Genomic DNA, 26,204 nt, shown 5'->3' with positions numbered 1-26,204 from the left:
TGATCTAGCGCAAAGAATCACAGGCACGTTCCTGCGAAAACCCGAGGCATGACAAATATTGCACGCCTCCGTCAGCACGGGCTGTTTACCGCCCGTGCGCCCCGCTACACCAGCTATCCACCCGCCACCGAATTCACCGCGCAGATTGGTGCGGATTTTCAGCGCAACTGTTTGCAGTCGCTCGCGCATGATCAGCCAGTGTCGGTCTATGTTCATATTCCATTTTGCGAGCGTCTGTGTTGGTTTTGCGCCTGTCGCACCCAAGGGACGCGCACGCTCGACCCGGTCGCGACCTATCTACGATACATCAAACAGGAATTGCAGCGCGTGGGCGAAGCTCTGCCCAAAGGTATCAAAATGGCGCGACTTCACTGGGGCGGTGGCACACCAACGATCCTAAGCCCTGCAATGATTGCAACGCTTGCCAAAGATATCTTTCAAACCTTCACACCGACCGATCACTTTCAATTCTCGGTCGAAATTGACCCCACATTGGTCAATGTGGAAAAGATCGCAACGCTCGCAGAATTTGGCATGAACCGCGCGAGCATCGGCATCCAAGATTTCGCTCCCAAAGTCCAATCCGCAATTGGACGAAACCAAAGTTTTGCAACAACCCGAGACTGCATCGACAAACTGCGTGCCGCTGGAATCAATTCGGTAAATGCTGACCTTGTCTATGGGCTGCCCTACCAAGGTCAGGCAGAACTGGCGCAAACCGTATCCTTGGTCGATGATCTCAAACCTGATCGCATTGCGCTATACGGGTATGCCCATGTCCCCCAGATCGCAAAGCGCCAACACTTGATCCCGGAAAACAGTCTCCCTGATCCGGTGGCACGGTTCAACTTGGCCCAATTTGCGGCCCATGAACTGACTGCACGCGGCTATCGCAGCATTGGGATTGATCACTTTGCCATGCCCAATGACGCGCTCAGCAAAGCCTCTGATGAGGGCCTATTGCATCGCAATTTTCAGGGCTATACCGACGAACCTTGCGAAACGCTGATTGGGTTGGGGGCATCATCTATCTCGCAATTCAAAGAAGGCTATGTACAAAACGCACCTGCAACGGCCGCCTACACCCAACGGATCGCAAACGGAGATTTCGCAGGCATGCGCGGCTTTGCTCTAACCCACGACGACAGGTTGCGCGCCCGCGCGATTAACCAACTGATGTGCAGATTTGAAATTGATGACAAAGAGTTCGACGCGAACGGTCAAAACAGTCTTTGCCCGATCCATGCAGCGGTGCTCAGAGATTTCGCAGGGTTGGTCCGCTACGAAAATGGCATCCTCAAGATCGTGCCCGAGGGAAGACCGCTCACCCGTTTGATCGCGCAATATTACGACGCCTATGCTAAAGGCTGCGACCAATTCTCGCAGGTTTCCTAGAAATCATGGGTTAGGGCCGCCGATATATTAAATTGGTCCTGCCCATCCCGCAGTGCGGCCAAATCAGCAGCAATGCCCGGCCAAATCTCGTATTGCGCACCTGCGCCGACGGCCAAGTGACTACCTTTGGTATGTTGCACTACTGCGGCCAGCTCGACCTCGGGGATAGGCGCGATCTGGACACTGAGTTCTGCCATATCAGCCGCACCGTTTGCCCGCCCCACAAAAACAGAACCCTGCAATTGGAGCGTACCAAAATCATATGCTGCTTGTGCCTTAGTGTTCCAACGCCAAACATCCAGCTCGGTTACCGCCTCGGTGGCGATCGCCAGTCGCCACGGACCATATGTCGCTTCGGTCCCTGCCCCCAATATCGCGATATCCGTATCAGGCACACCGTGAAGCGAAAGCCCGCTTTGACCGATGCGATACGCACCCCCGTATGGGAGAAAATTGGATTCGTAGAAGACCCCAGCTGTTGCGCGGCTCATCGTGCGATCGACCTGCCACAAGGCATAGCGCGGCATCAATGCAGTCAGGGCAGACTTGGCAAATTGGTCATAGGTGGGACGCGGGAACCCAAGTTCCACTTTCTGTTCAGCATGCGACCAAGTAACGGCCGCATAGGTTTCGTGAAGCCGACCAACAACGCCGAACATCCCAAGCTCTGCGCCCCAGTTGTTTTGTTCTAACCCAAGGGTAAAGTCGCCAAATAAATAGCCGCCGCTAAATCCATCCGCCTCAATATGCCCAAGCGATATCTGGTCATTTCCGTTTGCATTGGCCGTCGTCGCAAACAAAGCACAAACCGCAGCGCACACACCACCGAGCGCCAGCCATTTCAGTGAAGACATATCGAGAAACCATATTACTATTGCAACGCCCGACTAACGCCGTGGCTAGGTGACATCCACCGCGAAATCCGCGAAATCAGCCCAATTGACGCTACTTAACTTGATTGTGAACTCAGCGATTTTTTCGCGATCACCCGTTGCCCACTTGCGCAGCACTCTGTGAACACCTATCTAACAGTTGTCCTTCGGGACTATGAACATAAACGCGCTCGTAATAAGCGGATCGGACCAGGGGGCGGTACCCTGCGGCTCCACCAAACATCCTTCATTTGGGGATCATGGGGCCGAAATAGGATCGACGAACGTCTAAAGGGGTTAGCTTTGTTTCGGTGAGACACCACCGTTATCGGTTCAATTAAGCTAGTTGCAAATGACAACAAAGCACCGATGGCTCTGGCTGCTTAAGCAGTCCGAAATATCGAAACTTTAAGTCCTTAGGCTCGCAGCCTCTGGCGGGGTTCGCAGGTACCTGGCAACAGAAACCTGCACTTCACGCATTTTCATTTTGGGAATTCACCCATAGGTGGTATTCAACACAAATGAAACACGCGATCCTCTCTGCTTTGATCTGTATTTCTACGCCCCTCAGCGCTTGCGATACCGCGCTGATGCTCAGCATTGATGTTTCGAATTCCATCGACGTTGCAGAGTATCGGCTACAGGTCGATGGCATGGCTGATGCGCTCAGTGATGAGGACATTGTTAACACAATGGTACAGGGCGAGGTCGCGATTGCCATCATGCAATGGTCTGGCGCCGGTCATCAAGAACTGTCGATCCCTTGGACCCGTATTCGGACCCGGTTTGACACCGTACTGCTCGCGGATCGTGCCCGCGACATGGAGCGTGCCTTTACCCTATCGGACACCGCACCCGCCGAGGCGATCTATTTCGCGCTAGACGCATTTGACCATGCGCCTCAATGCGACCGGAAGGTCATTGATATATCTGGCGACGGCACGCCCAATGGCGGTAGCGACGTAAACGCCGCCCGCTATATTGCGCAACGCGATGGCGTGACCATCAATGCAATTGCCATTGAAACGATGGGGCTTGCGATTTCAAATTTTTATCGCAGAACTGTCGTCACCGAAGACGGCTTCGTCATGACGGCCCGCACCCACCAGAACTACCCTTCAGCGATCCGCGCCAAAATTCTGCGCGAATTGACCAAAGTTCTCGGATAGTCTTGACGCTGATACATTCGTTGCCCATCAAACCCGCGGTGCAATCCTGAGGCATCAATCTGTACAACTTTGGCCAAAGGACGCGCATTTTGCTTTCTGAACTCATTCGCGTCTTTGGACGTATCGGATTGTTATCCTTTGGTGGGCCAGCTGCGCAAATTGCACTGATGCACAAGGAACTGGTCGAAGACCGCGACTGGCTGAGCGAGCAAGACTACCTCAAGGCGCTATCATTTTGCATGCTTTTGCCGGGACCAGAGGCAATGCAACTGGCAACATATGCGGGTTGGAAACGCGCTGGTATTCTGGGAGGTTTCATAGGCGGCGGCCTATTTGTGCTGCCCGGTGCTGTGGTGATCGCCGCACTGGCATTGCTTTATGGGCGATATGGCGACCTAGCCATCGTTCAGTCGCTCTTTCTTGGGGTCAAAGCCTGCGTCGTCGTGATTGTCTTGCAGGCGCTCATCAAAATTTCAGGTCGCGCATTGGTCTCTCGGCTCCACAAATGGATCGCCATCACGACATTTATCGCGCTTTTTGCGTTTCAACTTCCGTTTCCAGTGGTGATTGTTATCGCCGCAATTTTAGGTGCCACGCACCCTGCCCCAAATGCTCCAGTTTCAACCGCATCAAGGCCAATGCTCGGGACATCAATAAAAACCGTTTTGATCGGAATATGCGTTTGGCTCGCGCCCTTGGTCATCTTGGCTGTCACCAACCAACATCTCCTGTTTGAAATTGGGAAATTCTTTTCTGTCTTGGCCGTGGTCACCTTTGGTGGCGCTTATGCTGTGCTTAGCTACATGACCCAAGAGGTGGTCGTTTCCTATCAATGGCTTAGCACACAACAAATGATGGACGCGCTTGGCCTCGCAGAGACCACACCGGGGCCGCTCATCCTTGTAACGCAGTTTGTTGGGATGCTTGTCGGCTGGATGGACAACGGCATCGCCGGTGCAATCTGGGCGGGGTTGCTGACACTATGGGTGACCTTTGTTCCCTGTTTTATCTGGATCTTTGCGGGGGCGCCGCTCATCGATTGGCTTGATAGCCAACCTCGGCTGCGCAGCGGGTTAAATGCCATCACGGCTGCAGTAGTTGGGGTGATCGCAAATCTATCACTTTGGTTTGGATTACACGTTATATTTGAAGATGTTACAATTCAAAGCTGGAGCATTATCTCAATCCCTACCCCCGAAATTTCTTCCGTGAGCTGGGTCGCACTGGTTCTTACCATACTCTCGTATTTTTGGCTCGTGCATCAACGCTGGTCACTGCCTGCAACATTAGGAACATGCGCCCTCATCGGAGTTGTGATGGGATCATTCTAAACTCGGCTCTTTTCACCCGGCGAAAACCACGTATGCTAGTGGCATTCAACGTGGAGAAGAGACAGTGACCGGCACTATCGACTATGGAAACCTAATGCACCGCGCCATGCGGAGCCTGATCCAAAACGTGCTGTCCGACATCGCTCAGGAAGGTCTTCCTGGCGAACACCACTTTTTCGTGACTTTTGACACGATGCACCCCGATGTCGAGATCGCAGATTGGCTGTCTGATCGCTATCCGGGGGATATGACTGTCGTAATCCAACATTGGTTTGCCGACCTCGAGGTCACAGACGAAGGGTTCGGAATTACCCTGAATTTTGGCGACAACCCAGAGCGGCTTTATATCCCCTATGACGCCATTCGGACCTTTGTTGATCCATCAGTTGAATTTGGCCTTCGCTTTGAAACACCCGAGGATGACGAAGACACAGAAATCCTCGATATCGAAGAAGCACCAATGGATGAAATGGTCGAACCCGACCCCGAACCAACCGAGCGCAAAGAAGCCGAAGTGGTTAGTCTGGATCAGTTCCGCAAGTAAGCTTGCGATCTAGCGGTCAGCAGCTTAAACCCTGCACTGAAAGCATTTCAGAAGGGGGATCATCCATGACCGAAACACGCACAGAAACCGATAGTTTTGGCCCACTTGAGGTTCAAGCAGATCGTTATTGGGGTGCGCAAACGCAGCGTTCGTTGATGAACTTCCCTATCGGTTGGGAAAAGCAGCCGGTCGCAATTGTCCGGGCGCTTGGCGTGATCAAACAAGCCTGCGCAATGGCAAACAAAGAGCGCGGTAAATTGGACGCCGAAAAGGCGGATGCGATGATTGCCGCAGCCTCCGAGGTCGTTGCCGGCAAGTTGGATGATCACTTTCCTTTGGTGGTTTGGCAGACGGGTTCTGGCACGCAATCCAACATGAACGCCAACGAGGTGATCAGTAACCGCGCAATCGAGATTTTGGGCGGTGTCATCGGCTCCAAAGATCCAGTGCACCCGAACGATCACTGCAACATGGGCCAGTCGTCAAACGACACATTCCCCACTGCAATGCACATCGCTGTCGCGACGACTGCGCGTGACGTGTTGATCCCCGGCCTTGAAAAACTGCACGCGGCTCTGGTCGCCAAGCAAGAAGAATTCAAAGACATCATCAAAATCGGTCGCACCCACACAATGGATGCAACGCCTTTGACACTGGGCCAAGAGTTCAGCGGTTACAGCCATCAGGTCGCAATGGGCCTTCGCCGTATCAAAGCCGCCCTGCCCGCAATCTATGAACTCGCGCAAGGTGGAACCGCAGTTGGGACTGGTTTGAACACGCCAAAAGGTTGGGGTGAAACAGTCGCTGCGAACATGGCAGAAATCACTGGCCTACCGTTCGTCACCGCCCCCAACAAATTCGAGGCACTGGCCGCACATGACGCACTGGTCGAGATGTCCGGCGCGTTGAAAACTGTTGCTGCAAGCCTTTACAAAATCGCCTGTGACATCCGCATGCTGGGTTCCGGCCCACGTTGTGGTCTGGGTGAATTGATGTTGCCAGAGAACGAGCCGGGCTCTTCGATCATGCCCGGCAAAGTAAATCCAACTCAGGTTGAGGCGCTGACACAAGTCTGTGCCCATGTGATGGGCAATGACGCGGCCGTCGGTTTTGCTGGGTCACAAGGTCACTTTGAGCTGAACGTTATGAAGCCAATGATGGCCTATAACGTGTTGCAATCTATGCAGCTTTTGGGTGATGCATCCTCTGCATTTACCGACAACTGTGTTGTTGGTGTCCGCGCAGATCGGACACGGATCGAAAAGCTGATGCGCGAAAGCCTGATGCTCGTCACAGCGCTGGCTCCCACCATTGGCTATGACAACGCCACTACCGTCGCCAAAACAGCGCATAAAAACGGCACCACCCTCAAGGAAGAAGCGATCAATCTTGGGTTTGTCGACGAAGAGACCTTTGACAAGGTCGTACGCCCAGAAGACATGATCGGCCCTAAGTGAAGCCCATCAACCTAAACCAGGCCCGCAAAGCGCGTACCCGCGCCGAGGCCAAAGCCAAAGCGGACGCCAATGCTGTCCGCTTTGGTCGCACGAAGGCTGAACGCCTTTTAGATGCGGCACGTGAAAAGCAATCCCAAGATCGGCTTTCACAGCTGAAATTCGAAGATGATTGAACACGCGCGCCCTGTAAAACGGTCATTGACCCTACGTGGGCACCGAACAAGCGTGTCTTTAGAGGACATCTTCTGGGATCAGTTTCGTCAAATCGCAGCAGAAGATGGCAAAACAATCAACGGTCTTGCCGCTGAAATAGACGAAGGTCGAGGAGACATCGGTCTCGCTTCGGCCTTGCGTGTCTATGTACTGGAACGCGCCTTGATGCGCGGTCAGTCTTTGGAATAAAGCGCTCCGCGCAGACTTCCTAAGCGCTCTTGATCACGTTTTTCAACGTCGTTCAATTTAGTTGGTTTCGCAGCACGAGCGGCAGCTGCGTCTTTGTTGAACATTTTGGCGACTTGTTCAGGTGTAAGCTGCTTTTCAGCAGTCGGTGCTTTCTTTTCTGACTTGGATTTGCGCCCAAATAATCCACCGATACCTTTTTTGGACGAACCCGGTAGTGCAATGGTCATGTCAGTTCTCGTTTCGTTGAGTGGTTTCGAATTTCCCGCGGTAGCGAGCAATCCATCAAAATCACAGCTACCTTAAATTCATGTTAGCGCTTGTTTTCTTTAAGTGTCGACAAAAACCGTACGTTAACGCAACTGTGAGCAGATAATCGCACAATAGGACATACCATCGGCAAGCTTACGCCCCATTGCTGCCACGGTTGGGCGTGCTGCGCTCATTTTTTTATCATTTAGTTAAATTAATGCGGAATCGCGCCGTCTGATTCGTAACCAGATCCCATCTTTGGCGCGGACAGTCAGATGTGCCACGGGCACTGGTTCTTGGTCTTCGACAATCTCAAACGCGAATGCACGTAGCAGAGCCGCCAAAAGGGTAACCCCCTCGATCATTGCAAACCCCGCGCCAGTGCAAACGCGTGGCCCCGCAGAGAACGGGATATAGGCATCCCTAGCGCAGGCTTTGCCGTTCTCCGTCTGCCAACGATCTGGATCGAACCCATCGGCATTGTCCCAAAGTCGGGTGTGACGATGCAGGTGCCACGGAGAAAGCACGATTTGCGCACCGGTTTTGATGGCGCGTTTGCGAAACTCAGTTGGCTCTGACGCCTCGCGCACCATCATCGGCACAGGCGGATACAGACGCAGTGCTTCGCGAAAAACATCACGGGTCACCTTGAGACCTGATAGCGATCCAAATTGATTGTCAAAATCCGCCGCTTCGGCTGCAACCTTTGCCTGCCAATCTGGATAGAGCGCCAAGAGATAAAGCGTCCATGCCAGCGCCGATGCACTGGTTTCATGACCTGCAAGGAAAAAGATCGCGACCTGATCCACCATCTCTTCGACGTCAAAGGTTTCGCCGGTTTGTGGATCAACCGTTGTCATGATCTTGGTTGCCAGATCATCAGGTGCGGTCCCTGCCTTAATCATTTCTAGGCGATTGACGGTCAATTCCGTGATAAGCGCCCTAATACGCTTTGCCGCGTGTTTCGTGTCGCGCCGAAAAAACCGCGGCATCCAGCGAGGACCCGGAATAAAGGCAGCAAGGTTCAAAATCGGCTGGCTTCGCTGATAGTCGCGAAACTCAACAAACACTTGCTGCGCAAGTTCGTCTTCGATCGGCAGCGAAAACAGCGTACGAAAAATCACATCGGCAGCGGCATGGCTCGTCAGCGCCTCGATTTCTTGGGGCGCCCCGTCTGCCAGTTCCGCAAAGCGCAATTGCGCTGCCTTGCCAGCCGCGATCATACCCGGAAACGTATCGCGCAGGCGCCCCCCATCAAAGGCAGGGTCAATGATGCGGCGCTGCCGTTTCCAAGTCTCGCCATTCGTCAAGAACACGCTGTCACCCAGCAAGGGTCGCAAGCCTGCGCCCACGCGATCCGATTTTGGGAATTGGTCTGGCCGGGTCTTGAGCACCTTTTTTATCAGATCGGGATCATTCACGAGGTAGCTGCGGAAAAACGGCGTCCGAAACTCTGCCATCCACGCACGGTACAGTTTGGCAGGTTGCGCCGATAAGATATCACGCCGAAACAAGCGCATATAGCGCATTAAAGATACGCGTTCAGGGCGCGCGGTTGGTTTCGGGGGGATCCGTTTCACAACGGTAGCACCGAAGTATATTTCGAGGCGACCACATCAATACGTGACCGCGATGGCGGCCTATCTTTGAAGCGCTGCGCGAGCGTCATCGGTCCTGCGGTGATCTGAAAATAGTCGTAATCTTTGGGCTGATCAAACGCACAGAGGTATTGGAAATGCAGGCGAAAGAAACGCCAACGCAGCTCCTTCCAGCGTGCTGGCGTCAGGCTCTGCGTATAGGCTGCTGATATGACCAAGGGCCAATGTTTGCCGGGCGGCGCAACGCCTGTGACGCTCACTGGATCGCAAAGCGCAAAGGAACAGCCATCACCCGGCGCAGTCACATCGACCCATGTTAAGGCGTTCTGGGTAGATAAAAATGCCAGATCAGTCCGCAGTCGGCGCGCCTTGGGCAAGAAAGAGACCATCGGCACCACCTGCCCCAATGACAAGAACGCGAGCTTGGGTCCATTGGCAGGCACCCGCCCCTGCCGTATCAGATCGGCTAGAATTGAAACCGCCAAATGCGCCCCCGATGAATGCCCAACGACGAGAACCTCATCAACATTGCTTCGAAATGCCTCTGCGATTGTATCACCAAAGGATTTCATCCGCTCTTCTAATGCAGGTGGGTTTGCACCATTGAGCCGCGCTGAGAATGCATAGTCATGCATTAGGTAGTAGGCAAAGAATTTATTATCTTTGCCCTTAAACCAGCGCAACAGTTGCACCGTGACAAATGCCCAAAGAAGGTATTTGAGAGCCCAACCGACCCAAGACCCCCCAGTTTCGATGAGCCCAATACCAGTTAATGTGCCAACCTTTGTCAGAATGCTTTGGACAGTGTTCCCAAGTATCAACCCAAGCCCAAGCGCGACCAGTAGCTGAAGCAGCAGCATGCCCACAGGATAAAGCGCCGCGATCACCGGCCCTTTGCGCATCCACATCAGACGGCGCAGCGTGCCAGAGCTGATGTAGATCCACGCGGTTTGCACTAACTGCCAGTAAGTTGCCGGAATGGACTGCGCCATACTATCGCGCACGATATCGGACCACACCAACACGTCGATCCGGGCCGCCACATCTTGTTCATCAATGTGGGCGTTGACCGACCAGCCAAAGGATTGCTCAGATTGCCGTGCCTGAACATCAATCTCGTAACCGCTGATTTGCGCCTGCGCCGCGCTTTCGGTGCGATATAGCTCGCGGTAACGGCGCGGATGGATCGGATCATATCCGGGAATGTGAAACACCCGGCGTTTTTTGACCTGATGGTTCTGGTCGGTCATCTGTGATCCTTTTCCTGTCTTTCGGCAGGTTAGCGGATCATTTCACAAAACATAAGTCTTAACCCACAGCGGCGAGCGCAGGGAAATTCTCGAGCAACCAATAGCTTATCGCGGCGAATTGTCCCGTGATCATCATCAGCCCCACAGTCCACAAGAGCAGTCCAGAGGCGCGTTCGATTTGGCTAAGGTGGCGTTTCATCCAGTCCATCATCCCCTTGAGCCTTGGGAAAAACGCCGCGACGAGCAAAAAAGGAATGCCCAGACCGACCGCGTAGACCGCAAGCAACAATGTTCCGCGCCCAATGCTCGCCTCTGAGGCAGCGAGGCTTAGGATTGCGCCCAGGATTGGGCCCAAGCAGGGAGTCCATCCAAATGCAAAGGCAAGCCCCAAGAGATATGCGCCAAAAGCTGATCCGCCACGATCCCCTGCATCCACGCGCATTTCACGATCCAGGAACCCGATACGGTAGACCCCCACGAAATGCGCCCCCAAGATCATCACAGTAATCCCAGCAATCGTGGTAAAATAGTCCTGAAACTGTAGCAGCGCGCGGCCCATCGTCGAAAACGCCAATCCAAGCAGAACAAATACCGTCGAGAGACCAAGGACAAAGAACAGCGCGGCAATCAACACTCGTTTGCGTGCGGCTGACTGGGCCTCCATTTCATTGACAGATACCCCACCCATGTAGGCCAGATATGGCGGAACAACCGGCAAGACACAGGGGCTTAAGAACGACAGGATACCTGCAGCTATTGCGACCACCATCGCAGGCATCAATGCGGCATCAAAGATCGTTGTTGTTTCAAACATAGGGTACCTCTGGCCCCTTCCTAAGCGACAAGTCAGGCCGGGTCACCTGCCGATTTTTCACATCTTAGTGGACATGTTGAAATATCCCTTCTAAGCGAAGTGTATGACCTATGATGCTGAACTTGATGCCCGCGGGCTGCTCTGCCCGCTTCCTGTGCTCAAAGCGCGCAAACGATTGATGGCCCTCGACAAAGGTCAAGTCTTGCGGATGGTGGCAGACGACCCTGCCGCGATAATTGACGTCCCGCATTTTTGTGCTGAATCTGGTCATCAGTTGATCGACACGCATGAATCCGACGGCGCCCAAATCTATCTGATTGAAAAAGCCTAAAACGAAAACGCCGCCCTCGCATGGGGCGGCGTTTCGATTTTGTGACCAAACTGGCAACTACCGGCCCAGCGACCACCAGCCTTTGCGTTTTGGCTTTGGCGCTTCTTCTGGCGTGTCAGCAACAACAGGCTCTGGCGCAGGTGCTGGTGCTGTCTCAGGCTCCGCCGATACGACCTCAACCGGGGCTGTGTCCTGAACAGGCTCAGGTGTTGCTGTGTCTTGCGGCGTCGCTTCAGGTGTAGGCTCGGCTACAACTTCAGCAACTGGTTCAGCTACCGTCTCAGCAGCTGGCTCCTCTACTGCTTCGGCCTCGGGCGCAGGTTTCGGTTTGGCCCGGCTACGCCGCTTTGGCTTTGGTTTTTCCTCGGCAGGTTTGTCTTCGGCTTCGGCGGGCGCAGCTTCGCTCGCCTCTGCGGATTCTTCGGTTACCTTTTTGCGCGAACGCGTGCGTTTCTTAGGCGCAGGCTTTTCATCGTCGGTAGCCTCTGACGCTTCTGCAGCTTGCTCTTGCGGTTCTTCACCCTCAGTTTTGGACTTGGCCGAGGATTTGCGGGTCCGCTTGCGCTTTGGCTTTTCTGCAGGCTCTTCCTTGGCTTCCTCAGTTGGGGTATCCACGGCGTCTTGGGTTGTGGCCTCCTCAGCCTCAGCGCCATTTTCAGCCGCCTCACCCTGCTGGTTGTCACCATTGCCGCTACCGCCGCGACGACGGCGACGACGACGGCGCTTGCGCTTTGGCTTCTCTTCGCCATCGATCTCTGAGTTGGCTTCAGCCTCGTCAGCCTCAGCATTCAGGTCTTCGTCATCCATATCAACCAAAGTCGTCACAACAGGTGCGGCCTCTGGAATGACGCGCGTGGCGGTCTTGAACTTTTCGATGGCAAAGTCCGGCGATACCAGCGTTGGGTCGCATTCGATCCGAACCGACAGACCATAACGGGCTTCGATGTCGCCGATATGCTCGCGTTTGCCGTTCATCAAGAAGTTGGCAATGGCGATTGGGGCCTTGACCAACACTTCTTTGGAGCGCCCGCGCACGCCTTCTTCTTCGAGTTGACGTAGAATGGAAAGCGATACGTTATCGTCTGAACGCAGCAGACCCGTGCCGTGACAGTGCGAACACATCTGTGTTGTCGCCTCGAGCATACCCGGACGCAGTCGCTGACGTGACATTTCCAACAGGCCAAAGCCAGAAATACGACCGACCTGAATACGGGCACGATCTGTCTTGAGCTTCTCTTTAAAACGTTTTTCGACGGCGCTGTTGTTCTTGCGCTCGTCCATGTCGATAAAGTCGATGACGATTAGACCAGCCAAATCACGCAGGCGCAGTTGTCGAGCGACCTCGTCCGCGGCCTCAAGGTTGGTCTTGAGCGCGGTTTGCTCAATCGAACCCTCCTTCGTGGCGCGGCCAGAGTTTACATCAATAGCAACCAGCGCCTCTGTGATGCCGATCACGATATAGCCGCCCGATGGAAGTTGAACGGTTGGGTTAAACATACCGCCCAAATAGCCTTCGACCTGATAGCGGGCGTAGAGCGGCAGTTGTTCGCTGTAGTATTTCACGTTCTTGGCGTGGGACGGCATGATCATCTTCATGAAGTCCTTTGCGGTGCGATACCCCGCCTCGCCCGCGACGATCACCTCATCGATCTCTTTTGAATAAAGATCGCGGATCGAGCGTTTGATCAGATCACCTTCTTCGTAAATCTTGGCAGGTGCCACCGACTTCAAAGTCAATTCGCGGATCTGTTCCCACATACGTTGCAGGTATTCATAGTCGCGCTTGATCTCGGCCTTGGTGCGCTGAGCGCCAGCGGTGCGAATGATCAGGCCCGCCCCATCAGGGACAGTCATCTCACCCGCAATTTCCTTGAGCTTTTTGCGATCAGAAGCGTTCGTGATTTTGCGGCTGATCCCGCCGCCACGAGCCGTATTTGGCATCAAAACGCAGTAGCGCCCCGCCAACGAAAGATATGTCGTGAGCGCCGCACCTTTGTTGCCACGTTCTTCTTTGACCACTTGGATCAGCAGAACCTGACGGACCTTGATGACTTCTTGGATTTTGTAACGCTTGGGGCGCGGCTTGCGTACGGGACGAACATCATCAGTATCGTCCTCTTCGGCGACGCTTTCGATGTCGTCATCCTTTGCATCGGACTCAGCATCTGCATCATCGTCGGCATCTGCCTCATCAGCGGCGGGCGTTTCAACAGGCGTTTCACCGACCAAGACCATCGGAGAGTTACCTTCGTCCTCATCCTCGTCTTCGCCAAGGTCGATGGTTTCCATGCCAGCAATATCACCTGAAGTGGTCTCTTCGGGCGTTTCAACGGGTTCGACAACATCAGTAGCGGGTGCTTCTGATGTCGTTTCAACCACTTCCTTGGCTTCTTCTTCGGCGACCTCTGCCGTTACGACCGCATCTTCTGTTTCAACGGGCGCAGCCTTTGGCTTTGAACGGCTCCGACGACGCTTGGGCTTTTCCGCTTCGGCTTCAGCTTCGGCTTTCAAACTTTCTGCATATGCCTTTTCTTCGGCAATCAGCGCCTCGCGATCAGCGACGGGGATTTGGTAGTAGTCGGGATGGATTTCAGAGAACGCAAGAAACCCATGCCGATTGCCGCCGTAGTCGACAAATGCGGCCTGCAGTGATGGTTCGACGCGCGTAACCTTAGCGAGGTATATGTTGCCAGCTAACTGGCGCTTGAATTGGCTTTCAAAATCAAATTCTTCGACCTTGTTGCCGTCTACGACCACAACGCGGGTTTCTTCCGCGTGTGTCGCATCGATGAGCATTTTCTTTGGCATATTTTCCGTTCGCACATAACCCGAACGCCGCCCCGGGGGGCGCTGTTGTTCGTGTTACATGTCTGATTAAGGCGATCTGCGCGCGGGCGAAAGCGAGGCCCCTCAGGGCCGCTGCATCCTTGCCTATATACGTCGCGCGTTGCATCGCGTTTCTTCTCCGACCTTAGATCAAGCTAAGGCCCATTCAGGGCCCGGTCGGCGTGTATCGTCGCGCGACCAGAGCGTTCTTCTGATCCCTTCGGATCAAATCAGCTGCGCTCAATACGATCACATCAGTATTGATGCAGAGAATCTTTCGAGGCTGCAGGCCAAACCTGCGTCACCCGTTCCTCATACATAAGGGAGGACTGCGTCAGATTACAATCGGAAACTGTTTCTTTTCCGTTCACGCGCAGCTTACCAGTGGGCGATTTGAACAAATCAGCGGCATTTTTGGCAAATTTAGCCACTTCAAATGCAAAAGGGGCAAAAGCGAATTGCGCCCCTGCCCCAATTGAATTCCGAATATGACAGATGAATTAACCGCCTAAATAGTCTGAACGCTGCAATCCATATTTTGCCATTTTCTCGTTCAAGGTACGGCGCGGAAGACAGAGCTCTTCCATGACAGAGACAATAGAACCACGGTGGCGTCGCATCGTATTGTCGATCAGCATTCGCTCAAACGCTTCAACGAATTCTTTGAGCGGCTTACCTTCGGTTGTCATCGCAGGCTTCATCTCTTCGGTATCCGCCATCAAGAGCGAAGCAATCGAACCAGAGCCGCGACGATTTTGCAGCACAGCGCGCTCTGCCACGTTGATCAACTGACGCACGTTACCGGGCCAAGGCGCCTGCAATAGCTGCGCGGCCTCTTGGGCGCTCACCTCTGGTGCATCACAGCCATATTCATCCGCGAACTGCTCGCTCAAACGTGCGAACAGGCTCAGGATATCTTCGCCGCGTTGACGCAACGGTGGGACCGTAATCCGCAAAGCTGCAAGACGATAGAACAAATCCGGACGCAGAACGCTTTCACAGGTTTTGTCCTGCTCTTGCAGGTTACAAATCGCCACGATCCGCGTTTCCGCAGGCGTCCCCTGCTCATTGATTGCTGTCAACAAACGCGCCTGAAGCGCGTGACTTAGCGCCTCGATATCCTCAAGCACCAAAGTGCCGCCTCGCGCCTCTTCGATGGCTGGAATAGGTTCGTCATCATTCGCTGGGCCAAAAATAACGCGCCCCAGCGTTTCCTCGTCATAGGCCGAACAGCTCAGCAGGACAAATTTCTTGGACGCACGGGCACCGACCGCATGCAAAGCATGTGCAACAAGTGTCTTGCCTGTCCCTGTCTCACCCTCGATAAGAACGTGACCATCGGCTTGCCCTAGATCAAGGATGTCTTCCTTGAGGCGTTCCATTGGTGGAGATTGCCCAATCAGTTTCTTGATCAGTGCGGAACCGTCCGACAACTCTTTGCGCAGTGCCCGGTTATCAAGCGTCAACCGACGGGCCTGCGTCGCTTTTTTCGCCAAGGCGGTCATGCGATCAGGGTCAAATGGCTTTTCAAGGAAATCAAATGCACCGACGCGCATCGCCTCGACCGCCATTGGCACATCGCCATGGCCCGTAATCATAATGACAGGCAAAGTGCTGTCGATTCCCTTGAGTTTCTTCAAAAACTGCATGCCATCCATGCCGGGCATACGCACATCTGAAACAACAATGCCGGGGTAATCTGTGCCCAATCCCTTTAGCGCGTCTTCGGCAGACGCAAAGGTTTCGGTCTCAAAGCCAGATAAGGTCAACCACTGACTGATCGATTGACGCATATCAGTTTCGTCATCGACAATTGCGATTTTCATGGCTTTGTTCATGCTCATTCTTCTTTCCTACTCTGCCGCAGCAACCCCAGTTTTCAACCGAGGGAGCTGGACCTCAAAAATTGCGCCGCCATCAACAGCGTTGCGCGCCATCAAACGTCCACCTAAATCACTCACAATTCCCGAAGAAATCGCGAGACCAAGTCCCGTCCCATCACCCGGCTTTTTCGTCGTGTAAAAGGGCTCAAAGAGTTGATCTAGGTTTTCAATACCTTCTCCGTTGTCACGGATCTGTAGACTAATTGTATCGCCAGCCGCGAGCAAAATTTCAACCGTCGGGTTACTCGCGCCTTGCGTTGCATCCAACGCGTTGCGCAAAAGATTGACGATCACTTGCTCCAGACGCAGCCGATCCCCGATAATCATGACCGGTTCATTGGGAAGCGACCTGATGATGTTGACATCTCGAATCTTAAGTTGCGGTTCCATCATCGCAAGTGCCGTTGAGACAGATGCGCGAATATCCATCGGCTCAAATGCATCGGCCCCTTTGCGTGCATAAGACTTTAGCTGACGGGTAATTGCGCCCATACGTTCAAGAAGATCGTCAATGCGTTGGAATGACGACATTGCCTCTTCGGGGCGTTCACGTTGCAACAAGAGCCGCGCCCCCGCGAGATAGGTTTTCATCGCCGCCAGTGGTTGGTTCAGCTCGTGACTGACCGCCGCCGACATTTCCCCCAAAGCCGCGAGCTTTGACGATTGTGCGATCGTTTGTTCGGCGACCTGCAGCGTTTGCTCGACCTTCTCGCGCTCGGCAATTTCTCGCTGTAATCGCCTATTAAGAGCACGCAACTCAGCGGATTCCCGTTGAAAAAACACCAATCGCGAGGCCGTTTTACGAGACATAAACCAAAACATCACGGCCAAAAGAATCGCAAAGCCCATGCCTTCGATGGCCAAGATGCCATTCACCCGCTCGCGCACTGATGCATAAGAGGTGAAACTGACCATCTTCCAACCCTGGTGGGGAACACGCGCTTCGCGGCGCAAGACAGCCTCGCCACGTAGGTAGGCATCAGGGGAAAGCCCAATCATATTACGCACGTGGCGTTGCACCTTGTCATAAAGACCAAGACGCACACTACCGTTCAGCGCTTCTTCTTCGGTTAGCCCGCGCCATGCGGGATTCGAGGACATGATGATCGTGCCTTCACCATCCAGCACCAAGACGGCCTCGGGTCCACCAACCCACCCCGCCTGAAGCAGCGCTGAGTTAACCTCGACTGCAATCACGCCGCGCAACTGTCCGAACACCTCTATCCGGCGTGAGAATACATAGCTGTAATTACCGTCATCATCGCGCACGGTGGAATAGACGGTTTGACCACTCTGAAGCGCATCCATGAAATAGGGTTCTTGAGTATGGAATACACCGACCTCTTCTGCATTGGTGGCCGCCACGGTTTCCCCAATGCGATCAAGCAACATCAACGATGACGAACCAATTTCCGAGACATATGAAACCAAGTGTTCCGAGGAGTTGGAAAAATCGCGACTTTCGAGTGCACGGATCAGTTGCGGATCACGCGCCAAAAGTTGCGGCACAACTGAATTGCGCTGCAATTCGCTGGTGACATTCGTCACATAAAGCGCAAGGCGCACTTCGGAACTGTCGCTGATTGTCGTGGTAAAACGTTTGGTCAGAACCTGATTGGATACATAGATCACAATCAGTGCAAAAACGCAGACCACAAGAATAGAAAGACGCAGAAACCATCTGCCTTTGCCACGTCTTTCACTATTTTGTCGTGCTGCCCTCATGCCAGCACTCTATTGCCGCGACCACGGCACAGCAAGGATTCAACTTAGGCAGAGACCAGTTGATCCAAAACTCCGCGGAAAAGCGCCTGTCCATCCGTACCACCGTGACCTGCATCAACGGCACGCTCTGGGTGCGGCATCATGCCAAGCACGCGGCGATTTTCAGAGAGAACACCTGCAATATCCGCGACAGACCCGTTAGGATTATCCACATAGCGGAACGCAACGCGGTCTTCGGCTTCCAACGCCTTGAGACCTTCGTCGTCGATTGAATAGTTCCCGTCATGATGGGCAACCGGGTAGCTCACCACATCACCAGCAGCATAACCATTGGTAAAAGCAGAATCACTGGTGCCGACGGTCAGATCGACTGATTTGCAAATGAACTTTAGGTTTGCGTTGCGCATCAAAGCGCCAGGCAGCAACCCCGTCTCAGTCAGCACTTGAAACCCGTTACAAACCCCAAGCGCGTAGCCGCCGCGCTGCACATGTTCGACAACGGACTTACAGATTGGCGATTGCGCGGCAATTGCGCCGCAACGCAAGTAATCACCAAAAGAGAACCCGCCCGGTACAGCAACCAGATCAACATTGTCAGGCAATGCCGCATCTTTATGCCAAACCATTGACACATCAGCGCCAGCCGCCTTCAGCGCAACCGCCATATCGCGGTCGCAATTCGAGCCGGGAAAGACAATGACAGCCGCGCGCATCAAAGCACCTCGATCCGGTAGCTTTCAATCACCGTGTTCGCCAACAGCTTTTCACACATCTCAGTGATAGTTTCTTCTGTTGTGCCGTCCGCAAGGTCCAGCTCGATCACTTTCCCCTGACGCACACCAGACACGCCATCAAAGCCCAGACTTCCAAGCGCGTGACGTACTGCTTCACCTTGCGGATCTAATACGCCGTTCTTCAACATTACATATACGCGGGCTTTCATCAGTGGCTTTCCCTTGTCTCGCTTTGTTTCAAATACTCAAAATCAACGCTAGTTGATCAGTGTTGGCTTTGGTCGATGGGTCACATTGGACGGCATCACGCCCAAACGTTTTGCGACTTCGGTATAGGCGTCGGTCAGGTTACCCAGATCACGACGGAACACGTCTTTATCCAGCTTCTGACCCGTTTCGATATCCCAAAGGCGACAGCTATCTGGGCTAATCTCATCGGCCAACAAAAGGCGCGGGAATTCATTGTCCCAAACGCGTCCAATCTCGATCTTAAAGTCGATCAGCTTGATACCGACACCAAACATCACGCCAGACATCCAATCGTTTACCCGCAACGCAAGGCTGATGATATCGTCTAGATCTTGCTGGCTCGCCCACCCAAAGGCGACGATATATTCTTCAGGGACCAAAGGATCACCCAAAGCGTCATCTTTATAGGAAAACTCCACAATCGGACGCGGCAGCGCGGTGCCTTCTTCCAGCCCCAAACGTTTCGCCATCGAACCGGCGGCAAAGTTACGCACGATGACCTCGAGCGGCACGATCTCAACTTGACGAACAAGTTGTTCACGCATGTTCAGCCGCTTGATAAAATGCGTAGGTACGCCAATCTGGCTCAGACCTGTCATGAAGAATTCAGATAGGCGGTTGTTCAAAACGCCCTTACCTTCGATGACCGCCTTTTTCTCAGCATTAAACGCCGTCGCGTCGTCTTTGAAATATTGTACAAGCGTTCCAGGCTCCGGACCTTCATACAAGATCTTCGCCTTACCTTCGTAAATCTTCTTACGGCGTGCCATGCTCACCCCTTTGACCGTGCGCATACCCGCCCTGGGCCGCGTCATACGCGCGTCATAGTCCAAGCCAACCTTGCGAGCAAGCACCTGCGGCACCATATATCCTTTATCGGTTCAGCAACCCCAGAGGTGACTATGAACACGTTTGAAGATCGCGAACGCGCAGCTGAGGCTAAATTCGCCCATGACGCAGAACAACAATTTCAACAAAGGGCGCACAAAATAAGTCAGATCGCCACTTGGGCGGCGCAGTTACGAAAGTTAAGTTACGACGAAACAAAGGCTTACACCGTTGAGCTCCGCAAGCTATCGCTTCAAGCCCCGACGCAGGATGCGTTTGTCAGTAAGCTTTGCTCTGATCTTGAAGGACTGGTCGGCAAGTCAGAAATCTTAGAAAGAATGCAGCCTTTGCTTGGCGCTCACGCAGCCAAATAGCACGCGGGCTGCCGCTCAAACGGCACGCTCGTCACGCAATGAAAAGAATTTTCTGCTCGCATTAATGGGCGATTCATCACATATGCCTAACCCGGAATTGACACTCCGGAGAAGCAATGCCCCGAAATCGCGCGACACATATTGGCAAGATCGCCCTACGTATCCTGAAATTGGCTTTGCCTCTGGCCTTTTTGGGTATCTGCGGCGCATTGTTGTGGTCCAAAGTTGCCGCGATGGACCACGCTGCAATTTGGTCTACACTCCTTCAAATGAACTTCTGGGTCTGCATCGCAGCGGCCTGCGCAACTTGGGTCAGCCTACGCGCGGTTGGGCAATACGACGCCATCTGGCACGAAATTCTACGTACGGGCGTACCCGCACATCGCGCTGCGGCTTCGGGGACTACGGCCGTTGCAATCTCGCAAAGCTTGGGTTTCGGCGCAATCACAGCAAGCCTTGCGCGACTGCGCCTGTTGCCGCAATTGACTTTGTGGCAAATCACCCAACTTTCTGCAGCGATTTCAATCACCTTTATGACCTGTTGGGCGCTTTATGCCCTGATCGCGACGTGGTGGCTGGGCACTTACAGCGGGCTATCCCCAACTTGGGTTGTGAGCATCGCTTGCGCTTCAGTCGCGCTATTGGCTGCGGCAATATTCGGCAAGGACAGGTTGGGCGGCACTCTGACCCTACGCCACATTGGGCGTTTGATGGGATGGACAATGGGCGACATCTTCTTTGCCACGCTTGCGCTTTATGTGCTTATTCCAGCTGATGCAGGCGTCGGCTTCGCAACAGTTCTTGCAGCCTTTATCATCGCGCTCGGGGCGGGACTAATGTCCAATAGCCCCGGTGGCGCGGGTGCCTTTGATTTGACGATCATCACGCTACTGAACGGCCAAGAAGAACTGGTCGCTGCATTGATCGCATTTCGCCTCATCTACTACGTTATTCCGGCATTAATTGCTGCTATATCGCTCGCGTGGCCCACCAAGTCGGCGGTCAATTGTGGCACGGGGCCCGCCCTCTGGACGCTGACCCACCAAACCGGAGACCTATTGCACATCGCTGGGCGCAATTGGTTTATCGGCAAACTCCCCTTCTTTCATTGTAGCATCGGCGCGCAGCAATCCAGCCCTGGACAAGCATTTGACCTTTGCGCCCTACGTCGCGCGGCCAAACGACGCGGAAAATGCGGCGTTCTTTACAATTGCTCACCGCGTCTCGCGGCCACGGCAGCGCGTGCCGGCTGGTTTGTCCGACGGATCGCAATGGAGGCCATTATCCGCCCGCAAGAGTGGACGACCCACGGCCCTAAAAAGCAGCGCCTTCGCCGAAAACTCCGTAATGCAGAGGCTGCCGGGGTCTCAATTGTTGAACAAAACCCTTCCGAACCCATCGATGACCTGCAAAAGATTGCGCGCGACTGGGCTATTCAACAGGGTGGTGAAATGGGCTTCTCAATGGGGCGTTTTTCTCCTGAATTAATCCGAGAGCAGCGTACATTTCGCATCACGATCAACGCGCAAACATATGGATTTGTTACATTTTGCACAAGCCCAGACGACTGGCACCTTGATCTCATCCGCTATCGTGGCAACCTGCCTGATGGCGCGATCCATATGGCAATTGCAGCGGCCATTGAAGCCGCCGCAACGGAAGGCGTCCAGGTGATCTCTCTCGCCTCTGTGCCAGATCCCGAACATACGCCCGCCCTATGGGCCGCCCGCAAAAGTGGATTGATGCAGTTCAAGCGCAGCTTTGTCCCGATCTGGGTACCACGCTATCACGCAGCACCGAACCGGTTAATGTTTTGGCTTAGCGGGTTTGCCATCGCAATCGCAATCCATCGCCCGCTGCAAAACCTGCCATGGAAAATGTTGCAACTGATCAAAAAAGGCGCTTTGGAATTGAAGTCACTCTCAAGACGTGAGAAGCGACTATTCAAACAAAACGGGAGCCCCGAAAGATCATGACGAACGCCCTTTCAGAACTGCTTGAGACACGCGACTGGCTGATGGCAGATGGCGCGACCGGCACCAACCTGTTCAACATGGGCCTCATGTCGGGCGATGCGCCCGAACTGTGGAACATCGATGAAACCGCAAAGATCAAGGCGCTTTACAAAGGTGCCGCAGATGCTGGCAGTGACATTTTCCTCACCAACAGCTTTGGTGCAAACGCGTCGCGCCTAAAACTGCACGGCGCCGAAAAACGCGTACGTGAGCTAAACAAAGCCGCAGCAGAGCTGGGCCGAGAAATCGCAGATGCATCGGGCCGCAAGATTGTCGTTGCGGGCTCGGTTGGTCCTACGGGTGAAATCATGGCACCGATGGGCAGCTTGACCCACGAAGGTGCTGTTGAAATGTTCCACGAACAGGCCATTGGCCTCAAGGAAGGTGGCGCAGACGTATTATGGGTTGAAACCATCAGTGCCGCCGAAGAATTCGATGCTGCCGCCGAGGCCTTTGCACTGGCCGAAATGCCATGGTGTGGCACCATGAGCTTTGATACGGCCGGGCGAACCATGATGGGCCTAACCTCTGCTGATATGGTCAAGAAGGTCGGCAAAATCGCGAACCAGCCGCTCGCCTTTGGTGCAAACTGTGGGGTTGGCGCATCTGATTTGTTACGGACCGTTCTGGGCTTTACGGCCGCCGGTCCAACCGCCCCAATTATCGCCAAAGGCAACGCCGGTATTCCGAAATACCACGAAGGCCACATCCACTATGATGGCACCCCTGAACTGATGGCGGATTACGCCGTGCTCGCACGTGATTGCGGCGCGACGATCATCGGTGGGTGCTGCGGCACTACGCCGGAACACCTGCGCGCTATGCGCGACGCACTGGAAACACGCCCACGCGGTGATCGCCCCACGCTCGAGGTGATTGCAGAACGTTTGGGCGGGTTCTCTTCGGAATCTGACGGAACAGACGGTGCGGGACCAAACGCAACCCCACGCCGCGGTCGCCGTCGCAAGTCCTAAAATAACGAGAGTTGGTCCCCGCTTTGCGGGGGCCGCGCAAAAAGATCGGTCCGTAATGCGGGCAATGACCGATCCAATCCATGCTGAGCCGCCGCCAACCTAAAGCGCTGCCGCATGATTTTCGCCCATTCCCCCTGCCCGTTCATCCGTTTACCAAATTCCGGATCATAAGATTTTCCGCCGTGCAGTTCACGCACGCGGTTCATCACCCGATCCGCCCGGTCAGAAAAGGCAGATCGCAGCCATTCTTCGAACAGTCCGGCAACTTCGCGGGGCAAACGCAGTACAATCGAAGAAGCAGCCACAGCCCCCACTTTCGCCGCAGCCGCGAGAATACCTTCCAGTTCATGATCGGTTAGCGCTGGCACGACTGGCGACACCATAACGCGCACGGGGACGCCCGCGTCAGTCAAACGCTGAATACTACGCAAACGTGCTGCAGGAGATGGCACGCGCGGCTCCATCGCGCGTGAGGTCGCGTTGCTCAGGGTCGTCACAGAAATGCCGACACGTAACAGCCCTTTGGCGGCCATCGGTGCAAGAAGATCAATATCTCGCTCAATCAAAGTACCCTTGGTTACGATGGCGACCGGATGATTGAACGCGGACAGAATGCTAAGCACCTCGCGCATGATCTTGCGTGACTTTTCAATCGGTTGATACGGATCGGTGTTGGTCCCGATCGCGATTGTCGCGGGCACATAATTGGGCTTTGAAAGCTCCGTGTGCAATTGCTGCGCTACATTCGGCCGGGCGACAAGCTGTGTTTCAAAATCCAGACCGGGCGACAAACCAAGGTAGGCGTGACTGGGACGTGCGAAACAATAGATACACCCATGCTCGCAACCACGATATGGATTAACCGAACGATCAAACGACAAATCAGGCGAGGTATTACGGCTAATCGCTTGCTTTATCTGTTCATCACGGACTTGAGTGCGCAGCACAGGAAGCTCTTCTTCGCTGTACCAACCGTCGTCGAACGCAGTGGTCTGTTGCCGATCAAACCGCACATGCGGATTTGAGACAGCCCCCCGCCCCAAGCGACGGCTGTAGCGCGATGTCATATCCTCTACCATAACTTAAAATGGAACAAATAAAGAACAAACGCAAGAGCGGGTCGGTCCTGAATTTTTGAATGTCGCAATTCACTGGCTGGTCAAATCAATAAAGGCGCATTACGTAAGGGACAAACGCAATAGAGGTGCCAAATGTCCGACGAAGAAGATGACATCATCCTGTCCGAACTGAATGACGAAGATCTCGTCGCGCAGATGTTTGACGACCTTTACGACGGCCTCAAGGAAGAGATCGAAGAAGGTGTGAACATCCTGATCGAGCGTGGCTGGGAACCCTATAAGGTCCTGACCGAAGCTCTCGTGGGTGGTATGACCATCGTTGGTCACGATTTCCGCGATGGCATCTTGTTTGTTCCAGAAGTTCTACTTGCCGCGAATGCGATGAAGGGTGGCATGGCAATCCTGAAACCCTTGTTGATCGCCACTGGTGCCCCGCGCATGGGCAAGATGGTGATCGGCACGGTTAAGGGCGATATTCACGATATCGGCAAGAACCTTGTTGCGATGATGATGGAAGGTGCAGGATTCGAAGTCACTGACCTTGGCATCAACAACGCGGTCGAAGCCTATCTTGAAGCGCTGGAAGCCGAACAGCCTGATATTCTGGGTATGTCTGCTCTTTTGACGACGACCATGCCTTATATGAAGGTTGTGATCGACACGATGGTCGAAAAGGGAATGCGCGATGATTACATTGTGCTTGTCGGTGGTGCGCCCCTGAACGAAGAGTTCGGCAAAGCCATCGGTGCGGACGCCTATTGCCGTGATGCCGCTGTTGCGGTTGAAACGGCAAAGGAAATGATCGCACGCAAACATAACCAAGGTGTTGCGCCCTAAATAGCAGGTCGTGGCATCCATGCGCCAAAGGATAGGTGACGATGCCACGCGCTTACTTTGTACTGATCCTGATCTCGGTGATTACAGCGGCAGCCGTGACGGTCTGGATTGCGGCGACATTTGGAATGGCCTTTAGCGGGATCACGGTTCTAGGCGTCGTCATCCTCGCCGTCATTGTCCGCCTGCATCTGGCGAAGTCATCATGACAAGCGACACCACCCTCACCCAAAGTGGACTGCCGCCCAGCGGTCAGGGTCAGGTCCTGCTGATTGCTTGCGGTGCGCTCGCCCGCGAAATCCTTGCGATCAAGGCGTCGAATGGTTGGGACCACCTCGATCTGCAATGCCTTCCTGCGATATTCCACGCACGTCCCGAACGCATTGTTCCCGCCGTGCGCGAGGCAGTTGCCAAACATCAAGAGAATTATGACCGCATCTTTGTCGTCTATGCCGATTGCGGCACCGGCGGAGAATTGGCCACCGCGTGCCGTGATCTTGGGGTTGAAATGATCGCAGGGCCACATTGCTACGCATTTTTCGAAGGGAACGCGGCGTTCAATGAATTGGATGAAGTGACCAGCTTTTATCTGACCGACTTTCTCGTGCGCCAGTTCGACGCCTTTGTTTGGGAACCACTAGGCCTGAACAAGCACCCGCAATTGCGCGATATGTACTTTGGAAACTACGAAAAGCTGGTCTATCAAGCGCAGATCAAAGACGATAACCTCGTCGAAAAAGCGCGCAATTGCGCAGAACGATTGGGGCTTGCCTTTGAATATCGCTTCACGGGTTACGGCGACCTGACCGAGGCGCTACGGAACGCTTAGGCGGCGGCTGCAGTTTCCCGAATACGTTCGACCATTGCGCGCAGGCCATTTGAACGCTGCGATGACAGATGCTCGTTCAAACCTAAACGGCCCAATTGAGCAGGCGCATCAATTGCGACGATATCGGCAACCGGTTGATTGTTGTAGAGCGTCAGAAGCACCGCAATCAGCCCCTGTACGATCATCGCGTCGCTTGCCCCACGAAAGGTAAAAACGCCATCTTGAATCTGTGGCACAAGCCAGACTTGACTTGCACAGCCGTCAACCTTTGTCGCCGGAACGCGCAGTGCCTCATCGAGGGGTTCCATCGCCTTGCCCATTTCAATCACATGACGATAGCGATCTTCCCAATCGTCAAGAAATTCAAATGTTTCGACAAGCTCTTCGAACTCTGGATTAGCCATATCTGCACCTATTACGCTTATCTGTTTGATGTAATTCC

At 54.0% G+C, this 26,204-nt stretch carries 27 protein-coding genes and 1 other RNA gene; 15 read left to right on the top strand and 13 right to left on the bottom strand.

Going from position 1 to position 26,204, the window contains the following annotated elements:
* The first annotated feature begins 48 nt into the window (after window positions 1-48).
* A complete protein-coding gene (hemN, locus tag TW80_RS04260) occupies window positions 49-1,395 on the top strand; it encodes an oxygen-independent coproporphyrinogen III oxidase (protein WP_045996071.1) in 1,347 nt (448 codons plus the stop codon).
* Here the strand turns inward: hemN and TW80_RS04255 are convergent.
* Window positions 1,392-2,249, bottom strand: a complete 858-nt coding sequence (locus TW80_RS04255) for a hypothetical protein (protein WP_045996070.1) — start codon at window positions 2,247-2,249, stop codon at window positions 1,392-1,394. The two genes, hemN and TW80_RS04255, sit on opposite strands and share 4 nt — an antisense overlap.
* A gap of 141 nt (window positions 2,250-2,390) precedes the next feature.
* Here TW80_RS04255 and ssrA point away from each other — a divergent pair.
* The 7 genes from ssrA (at window position 2,391) to TW80_RS04230 (ending at window position 7,170) form a co-directional block, all read left to right on the top strand.
* Window positions 2,391-2,739, top strand: a transfer-messenger RNA (tmRNA) gene (gene ssrA, locus TW80_RS17780).
* A gap of 49 nt (window positions 2,740-2,788) precedes the next feature.
* The gene (locus TW80_RS04250) at window positions 2,789-3,436 is read left to right on the top strand and encodes a VWA domain-containing protein (RefSeq protein ID WP_045996069.1); all 648 of its coding nucleotides are present in this window, start codon (window positions 2,789-2,791) and stop codon (window positions 3,434-3,436) included.
* Window positions 3,437-3,522: 86 nt separating this feature from the next.
* Window positions 3,523-4,767: a chromate efflux transporter gene (chrA, locus tag TW80_RS04245; RefSeq protein WP_045996068.1), complete on the top strand. Its 1,245-nt coding sequence runs from the start codon at window positions 3,523-3,525 to the stop codon at window positions 4,765-4,767.
* Window positions 4,768-4,831: 64 nt separating this feature from the next.
* On the top strand, window positions 4,832-5,311 hold the full coding sequence (locus TW80_RS04240) for an SspB family protein (protein WP_157033208.1): 480 nt from the start codon (window positions 4,832-4,834) through the stop codon (window positions 5,309-5,311).
* Window positions 5,312-5,376: 65 nt separating this feature from the next.
* A complete protein-coding gene (gene fumC, locus TW80_RS04235) occupies window positions 5,377-6,768 on the top strand; it encodes a class II fumarate hydratase (RefSeq protein ID WP_045996066.1) in 1,392 nt (463 codons plus the stop codon).
* On the top strand, window positions 6,765-6,941 hold the full coding sequence (locus TW80_RS17775) for a DUF4169 family protein (RefSeq protein WP_071210173.1): 177 nt from the start codon (window positions 6,765-6,767) through the stop codon (window positions 6,939-6,941). The genes fumC and TW80_RS17775 overlap by 4 nt, the downstream gene beginning before the upstream one ends.
* Entirely contained in the window at window positions 6,934-7,170 is a 237-nt protein-coding gene (locus TW80_RS04230; RefSeq protein WP_045996065.1) for a ribbon-helix-helix domain-containing protein, read from the top strand. Before TW80_RS17775 ends, TW80_RS04230 begins: the two co-directional genes overlap by 8 nt.
* On the opposite strand, the gene TW80_RS04225 is transcribed toward TW80_RS04230, so the two are convergent.
* The 4 genes from TW80_RS04225 to TW80_RS04210 all read right to left on the bottom strand — a co-directional run bounded on the left by TW80_RS04225 (window position 7,155) and on the right by TW80_RS04210 (window position 11,081).
* Entirely contained in the window at window positions 7,155-7,397 is a 243-nt protein-coding gene (locus TW80_RS04225; protein ID WP_045996064.1) for a hypothetical protein, read from the bottom strand. The two genes, TW80_RS04230 and TW80_RS04225, sit on opposite strands and share 16 nt — an antisense overlap.
* 231 nt (window positions 7,398-7,628) lie before the next feature.
* A complete protein-coding gene (locus TW80_RS04220; protein ID WP_084625743.1) occupies window positions 7,629-8,939 on the bottom strand; it encodes a cytochrome P450 in 1,311 nt (436 codons plus the stop codon).
* 56 nt (window positions 8,940-8,995) lie between these two features.
* Window positions 8,996-10,267 (bottom strand): hypothetical protein, encoded by a 1,272-nt coding sequence (locus TW80_RS04215; protein WP_045996063.1) that lies wholly within the window; start codon window positions 10,265-10,267, stop codon window positions 8,996-8,998.
* 58 nt (window positions 10,268-10,325) lie between these two features.
* Window positions 10,326-11,081 carry a cytochrome c biogenesis CcdA family protein gene (locus tag TW80_RS04210; protein WP_045996062.1) on the bottom strand — a complete coding sequence of 252 codons (756 nt, stop codon included), beginning with the start codon at window positions 11,079-11,081 and terminating at the stop codon, window positions 10,326-10,328.
* Window positions 11,082-11,184: 103 nt separating this feature from the next.
* On the opposite strand from TW80_RS04210, the gene TW80_RS04205 reads away from it, so the two are divergent.
* Window positions 11,185-11,412 (top strand): sulfurtransferase TusA family protein, encoded by a 228-nt coding sequence (locus TW80_RS04205; protein WP_045996061.1) that lies wholly within the window; start codon window positions 11,185-11,187, stop codon window positions 11,410-11,412.
* Window positions 11,413-11,469: 57 nt separating this feature from the next.
* Here TW80_RS04205 and TW80_RS04200 read toward each other — a convergent pair whose 3' ends face one another.
* From TW80_RS04200 to purC, 6 genes are all read right to left on the bottom strand, one after another.
* Window positions 11,470-14,220 carry an Rne/Rng family ribonuclease gene (locus TW80_RS04200; protein ID WP_045996060.1) on the bottom strand — a complete coding sequence of 917 codons (2,751 nt, stop codon included), beginning with the start codon at window positions 14,218-14,220 and terminating at the stop codon, window positions 11,470-11,472.
* A 518-nt stretch (window positions 14,221-14,738) separates the two neighbouring features.
* Window positions 14,739-16,076, bottom strand: a complete 1,338-nt coding sequence (locus tag TW80_RS04195; RefSeq protein WP_045997008.1) for a sigma-54-dependent transcriptional regulator — start codon at window positions 16,074-16,076, stop codon at window positions 14,739-14,741.
* A 15-nt stretch (window positions 16,077-16,091) separates the two neighbouring features.
* A complete protein-coding gene (locus tag TW80_RS04190; RefSeq protein WP_045996059.1) occupies window positions 16,092-17,846 on the bottom strand; it encodes a sensor histidine kinase in 1,755 nt (584 codons plus the stop codon).
* A gap of 44 nt (window positions 17,847-17,890) precedes the next feature.
* Window positions 17,891-18,559, bottom strand: a complete 669-nt coding sequence (gene purQ, locus TW80_RS04185) for a phosphoribosylformylglycinamidine synthase subunit PurQ (protein ID WP_045996058.1) — start codon at window positions 18,557-18,559, stop codon at window positions 17,891-17,893.
* Entirely contained in the window at window positions 18,559-18,789 is a 231-nt protein-coding gene (gene purS, locus TW80_RS04180) for a phosphoribosylformylglycinamidine synthase subunit PurS (protein ID WP_045996057.1), read from the bottom strand. The genes purQ and purS overlap by 1 nt, the downstream gene beginning before the upstream one ends.
* A 48-nt stretch (window positions 18,790-18,837) precedes the next feature.
* Window positions 18,838-19,599, bottom strand: a complete 762-nt coding sequence (gene purC / locus TW80_RS04175; protein WP_045997007.1) for a phosphoribosylaminoimidazolesuccinocarboxamide synthase — start codon at window positions 19,597-19,599, stop codon at window positions 18,838-18,840.
* A 132-nt stretch (window positions 19,600-19,731) separates the two neighbouring features.
* Here purC and TW80_RS04170 point away from each other — a divergent pair, with 132 nt between their 5' ends.
* The 3 genes from TW80_RS04170 to bmt all read left to right on the top strand — a co-directional run bounded on the left by TW80_RS04170 (window position 19,732) and on the right by bmt (window position 23,020).
* Window positions 19,732-20,031 (top strand): ATPase inhibitor subunit zeta, encoded by a 300-nt coding sequence (locus TW80_RS04170; protein ID WP_045996056.1) that lies wholly within the window; start codon window positions 19,732-19,734, stop codon window positions 20,029-20,031.
* 116 nt (window positions 20,032-20,147) lie between these two features.
* Window positions 20,148-22,007, top strand: a complete 1,860-nt coding sequence (locus tag TW80_RS04165) for a phosphatidylglycerol lysyltransferase domain-containing protein (protein WP_045996055.1) — start codon at window positions 20,148-20,150, stop codon at window positions 22,005-22,007.
* Window positions 22,004-23,020 (top strand): betaine--homocysteine S-methyltransferase, encoded by a 1,017-nt coding sequence (gene bmt / locus TW80_RS04160; protein ID WP_045996054.1) that lies wholly within the window; start codon window positions 22,004-22,006, stop codon window positions 23,018-23,020. Before TW80_RS04165 ends, bmt begins: the two co-directional genes overlap by 4 nt.
* Here the strand turns inward: bmt and TW80_RS04155 are convergent.
* Window positions 23,017-24,087, bottom strand: coding sequence for a PA0069 family radical SAM protein (locus TW80_RS04155; RefSeq protein WP_045997006.1), 1,071 nt, complete (start codon window positions 24,085-24,087; stop codon window positions 23,017-23,019). The genes bmt and TW80_RS04155 overlap by 4 nt on opposite strands.
* A gap of 144 nt (window positions 24,088-24,231) precedes the next feature.
* On the opposite strand from TW80_RS04155, the gene TW80_RS04150 reads away from it, so the two are divergent.
* From TW80_RS04150 to TW80_RS04145, 3 genes are read left to right on the top strand one after another with little or no spacing between them, the layout of a single operon-like run.
* Window positions 24,232-24,936 carry a corrinoid protein gene (locus tag TW80_RS04150; RefSeq protein ID WP_045996053.1) on the top strand — a complete coding sequence of 235 codons (705 nt, stop codon included), beginning with the start codon at window positions 24,232-24,234 and terminating at the stop codon, window positions 24,934-24,936.
* A gap of 41 nt (window positions 24,937-24,977) precedes the next feature.
* Complete coding sequence (locus TW80_RS18005) at window positions 24,978-25,142, top strand: hypothetical protein (RefSeq protein ID WP_157033206.1); 165 nt, start codon at window positions 24,978-24,980, stop codon at window positions 25,140-25,142.
* Window positions 25,139-25,762: a DUF1638 domain-containing protein gene (locus TW80_RS04145; protein WP_045996052.1), complete on the top strand. Its 624-nt coding sequence runs from the start codon at window positions 25,139-25,141 to the stop codon at window positions 25,760-25,762. Before TW80_RS18005 ends, TW80_RS04145 begins: the two co-directional genes overlap by 4 nt.
* Here TW80_RS04145 and TW80_RS04140 read toward each other — a convergent pair.
* Window positions 25,759-26,166, bottom strand: coding sequence for a SufE family protein (locus tag TW80_RS04140; protein WP_045996051.1), 408 nt, complete (start codon window positions 26,164-26,166; stop codon window positions 25,759-25,761). The genes TW80_RS04145 and TW80_RS04140 overlap by 4 nt on opposite strands.
* Window positions 26,167-26,204: the final 38 nt, after the last annotated feature.

Origin of the sequence: Loktanella sp. S4079 (assembly GCF_000967725.1) — a bacterium.
GTDB lineage: Bacteria > Pseudomonadota > Alphaproteobacteria > Rhodobacterales > Rhodobacteraceae > Yoonia.
Note: the sequence above shows the minus strand (reverse complement) of the source record. Positions and strands in the feature narration are given on the sequence as shown.